Source organism: Gulosibacter sediminis, from assembly GCF_014904065.1.
GTDB lineage: Bacteria > Actinomycetota > Actinomycetes > Actinomycetales > Microbacteriaceae > Gulosibacter > Gulosibacter sediminis.
In genome coordinates this window covers 27326-30666 of the sequence record NZ_JACXJG010000024.1, presented here as the reverse complement: position 1 = coordinate 30666, position 3341 = coordinate 27326, and the positions used below count along the sequence as shown (strand labels likewise).

Sequence of the window (3341 nt, the reverse complement as noted above, 5' to 3'; positions counted from 1 at the left end):
TACAAAAACCGACCACTCAACGGATGGGGGTGTGGATAACGGGGGCGGGCGCCGGATGCGGTGGCTAACGTGCGCCGCATGAAACGAAGGATTGTGGTGCCTGCCGGCTTGTCGCCTGACGGGTTTTCGGTGGTCGATGCACTCGCGCAGGGCATGTCGTGGGGGCAGCTCCGCGGCCAGTACTGGCAGCGGCCGTTTCGTGGCACGCGGTCGATTGGGGCGACGTCGACCCTGCTGCAAAAATGCCATGCGTATGCGCCACGAATGGGCCCGTTCGAGGCGTTCAGCGGCCTCACCGCCGCCGCGATTTGGGGGCTGCCGATGCCGTCCCGCTGGGTCGCCGCCAAGCACATCCCCGAAATTGTCGTCCCGAAGTCGCACGGCCGCGACCGCACCGCGGGGCTGAAGCCCCGGCGAATCTTGGATGCGCGGTTCGAGCGAGTCGAGCACCTCGGCTTGCCCGTGGTGCCACCGCTGTTGGCGCTGTTGACCTCCTGCCGCGACCTCACGGCGCTCGAGGCCACGGCGATGGCCGATGCGATGCTCACTGGCTCGACCAACTACCCCGGCATTACCGCGCTCGAGCTGCCGATGGCAACCGAGGACGAGGTGCGGGACTCGCTGCGCCAGATGAAGCGCACCCCTGGCATCACGGTGCTGCGGGAGGTGCTCGAACGGATGCGCCCGCGCGTCGAATCGCCGAAGGAGACCGAGCTGCGGTGCCGGCTCGTCGATGCCGGCATCCCAGAGTTCGAGGTGCAGCCCGAGTTCGTGACACGGACCGGTCGCGTGCTGCGCCCGGACCTCGGTCACCCGCCGTCACGCACCTACCTTGACTACGACGGAGCCGAGCATTTCGGCGACGAGCAGAAGCAGCGCGACGATCTCACCCGCTCGCGCCTCATCACGGCCACCGGCGCCCGCCACATCCGCCTCACGAAAGAGGATCTCGAGCCGGGCTCCTTCAGCACGCTCGTCGCCGAACTCCGCCGCCGCATCCCCTAACACGCAGTTGAGTGGTCGCTTTTTGTAGTTCTAACGGTGTNAAAAACGACCACTCAACTGTTTGTGAAACGCGACCCGGGTGGGTTAGCGGTGGCGAGGATTAGCTCAGGTTGTCAGCGCCCTCGACGAAGCCAACCATCGTCCAGTCGGGGATCGACGCGAAGCCCGGAGCGCCGAGGTTCGCGAGGTCCGGGTCAGCGACGAAGAAGTCGTAGGCCTGGAACAGCGGCAGGTTGCCGGCGACCTCCCACAACTGCTGGTCCGCCTCGTTCAGCAGCGTGATCTGCTGGTCGGGGTCGGTCGTCGCGTTGAGTTCGTCGAGCGTCGAGTCGAGCTCGTCGTTGCCCACGCCCGAGAAGTTCTGCTCGCCGTCGGACTTCCAGATCGACACCGACGAGGTGACGAACGGGTTACCCGCCCAGCCAAACAGCGTGACGTCGTAGTCGCCAGGAATCACGTACTTCGAGAACAGGTCGGTCGGCGGCACCTGCTCGATCTTGAGCTCGATGCCAGCCTCCTTCAGGTTCTCGGTCGCGATCGGCGCAACGGTGCCGTTGGTCTGCGAACCGGCGTTGTAGACGTAGCGAACGGTGAGGGTCTCGCCGTCCTTCGCGTAGTAGCCGTCGTCGCCCATCTCCCAGCCAGAGGCCTCGATGAGTTCCTTCGCCTTCTCGACGTCGGCGGTGCCGTAGTCGCCCGCGTTGTTCTCGTAGCCGTTCTGGTTCTGCACGAGCATGTGGTTGCCGAGCAGGTCGTCAGCCATGCCGTCCGGGTACGGCATCGTGCCGTTGAGCGCCTGGAAGATGCTCTTGCGGTCGATGGCGTAGTTGAAGGCCTGACGCAGGTTCTGGTCGGCGAGGATGTTGCCCTCGCTGCCGTTCAGCGTGAAGTGGGTCCAGTCGGGGCCGGCGGCCGAGCGAAGCTCGTAGTCGCCCGACTCAACCTGCGGCGAAACAACGGTGTACACGGCCTGCGTGCCGGCGTCGACCATGTCGAGCTGACCATCCTGGAACGCCGTGGCGCTCGCCTGCGGGTCCTCATAGGTCGTGAACGAGATGCGGTCGAGGCGCGCCTTGCGGTCGCCGTTCCAGTTCTCGTCGGGCACCAGCGTGACGACCTTGTTCGCACCGTCGGCCTTGTCGATCTTGTAGGGACCGGCGGTCACGAGGGGCTTTTCAACCCAGCCGCTGTTGAACATGTCTGCCGACTCGACGAGCGCGTCGGGCATGGCCGAAACGAGGCCCTGCCAGTCAGCGTAGATCTCGCCCTCCTTGAGGGTGATGACCGCGGTGTACTCGTTGTCGCCCTGCTCGACCGAGTCGATGAGCTCCCAGCCCTCGCGCGACGCAACGTCGAAGTCGGGGTTCACCATCGCGTCAGCACTGTTCTTCACCGAAGTCCAGTCGAGCGGCGTGCCGTCCGACCAAGTGATGCCCTCCTTGAGCTTCACCGTGATGGTCATCGGGCTCTCGCTTGTGAGCTCGAGGCTCTCGGTGTAGAGGTCGTTCGCGACGATCTGACCATCGGCCGTGTAGGTGTACAGGTTGGGGTACACCGCATTCATGATCGCGACGGTGTTGACCTCGTTACCGTCGTTCGAGGCCGTGTTGAAGTTCGCCGGGTAGGCGTTGTTCCCCAGACGCAGCGTGCCGCCTTCGCCAAGCTCGTCGTAGTCCTTGGGGTTGATCTCGTTCGCAGTGATGTCGAGGTGTTCCGTGCCACCGTCGCTCGTGCTGTTCGGGTCCTCGTCCGCTCGTGCACAACCGCTCAGCACAAGGCTGAACGCCGCAAGAGCAGCAAGGCCACCGATCATCCGCTTCTTCATGGTGCCTCCTTAAGAGAGCGCAGTCGGTATTTCCGTGGGGATTGGTTCGTACTCTGCGGTCAACTCGGGGTAGTAGCACGCGACGGCATGGTCGCGCTCCCCCCGAGCTTCGAGCGGAGGCATCTCGCTATCGCATTTCGCGCGCTGCTCGTCGCCGAGCAGGTGTTGATATACGTAGCAACGGCTGACGAACCGGCAGCCGGTTGGGGTGTCCGCCGGCGACGGGAGGTCACCGGTGAGCACGATTCGTTCCCGTTCCCGCTCAACCTTGGGGTCGGGGATGGGGATGGCTGAGAGGAGGGCGCGGGTGTACGGATGCGACACCTGGCCCCCGAAGACTTCCTCGGTCGTGCCGAGCTCGACGATCGTGCCGAGGTACATCACGGCGATCCGGTCGGCGATGTGCTGCACCACCGAGAGGTCGTGCGACACGAAGAAGTAACTGAGCCCGAGGCGATTCTTGAGGTCGTCGAGCAGATTAATGACGCCGGCCTGAATCGACACGTCGAGG

At 64.6% G+C, this 3341-nt stretch carries 3 protein-coding genes; 1 reads left to right on the top strand and 2 read right to left on the bottom strand.

What is annotated here, in order from left to right; translation table 11 throughout:
* Positions 1–129 precede the first annotated feature (129 nt).
* On the top strand, positions 130–1005 hold the full coding sequence (locus tag ID132_RS11550) for a hypothetical protein (protein WP_193128678.1): 876 nt from the start codon (positions 130–132) through the stop codon (positions 1003–1005).
* A gap of 100 nt (positions 1006–1105) precedes the next feature.
* Here the strand turns inward: ID132_RS11550 and ID132_RS11545 are convergent, their stop codons facing one another.
* Together ID132_RS11545 and ID132_RS14110 are read right to left on the bottom strand one after the other, a co-directional pair.
* Positions 1106–2830 (bottom strand): ABC transporter family substrate-binding protein, encoded by a 1725-nt coding sequence (locus ID132_RS11545; RefSeq protein WP_193128677.1) that lies wholly within the window; start codon positions 2828–2830, stop codon positions 1106–1108.
* 9 nt (positions 2831–2839) lie between these two features.
* Positions 2840–3341: oligopeptide/dipeptide ABC transporter ATP-binding protein (locus ID132_RS14110; protein WP_235988535.1), on the bottom strand; the 502-nt coding region annotated here is incomplete at its 5' end.

Bases quoted from the DNA above. Each gene is read 5' to 3' on its own strand.
- ID132_RS11545 (WP_193128677.1), bottom strand. From the start codon at position 2,830: ATGAAGAAGCGGATGATCGGTGGCCTTGCTGCTCTTGCGGCGTTCAGC.